Origin of the sequence: Mycobacterium sp. E342, from assembly GCF_001667665.1 — a bacterium.
Taxonomy (GTDB): domain Bacteria; phylum Actinomycetota; class Actinomycetes; order Mycobacteriales; family Mycobacteriaceae; genus Mycobacterium.
In genome coordinates this window covers 1-693 of the sequence record NZ_LZJM01000170.1, presented here as the reverse complement: position 1 = coordinate 693, position 693 = coordinate 1, and the positions used below count along the sequence as shown (strand labels likewise).

Sequence of the window (693 nt, the reverse complement as noted above, 5' to 3'; positions counted from 1 at the left end):
GAGGATGCGTGAAGTGGGACGGCAGTTGTTCGAGACGCTGTTTAGCGGTCCGGTGTTGGGCTCCTATCGGGCCAGCCTGGGTGTTGCGCAGCAGCGCGGTGAACCGTTGCGGGTGGTGCTGCGCCTGACCGCACCGCAGCTTGCCGCACTGCCGTGGGAGGCGTTGTTTGATGCCGAGATCGACGCGTACATCTGCCGCAAGGAGCCGCTGGTGCGGCACGTGCCCGCTCCCTTTACCCCCGAACCTTTGAAGGTGACCCCTCCCCTGCGGGTGCTGGGTCTGGTCGCCTCACCGCGCGGGATGCCCGCTTTGGATGTTGCTGCTGAGCAGGAGCATCTCTCCGATGCCCTGGCGGCCCCGATCGGCGAAGGCTTGATCAAACTGGAGTGGTTGGTGCAGGCCAGTTGGGATGATGTGCAGGATAAGTTGTTAGCGCCCAGAAAGTGGCATGTGCTGCACTTCATCGGCCACGGCGACTACGACACGACCACGGATCAGGGTCAAATCGCCCTGGTTGGTGAAGGCGGCCAGGCGAATTTGGTGGGAGCCGACCAACTGGCCGACCTGCTGTATCAGCCCGACGGCACTCTTCGGCTGGTGGTGTTGAACTCCTGCTCTTCCGGCGAAGAAGGATCCCAGGATGTGTTCTCCGGAACCGCCGCCGCTCTGGTGCGTGGCGGCATCAGCGCGGT

1 protein-coding gene is annotated in these 693 nt (G+C 63.8%); it reads left to right on the top strand.

What is annotated here, in order from left to right:
* Window positions 1-13: 13 nt before the first annotated feature.
* A partial coding sequence (locus A5692_RS12250) for a CHAT domain-containing protein (RefSeq protein ID WP_197514436.1) occupies window positions 14-693 on the top strand: 680 nt, incomplete at its 3' end.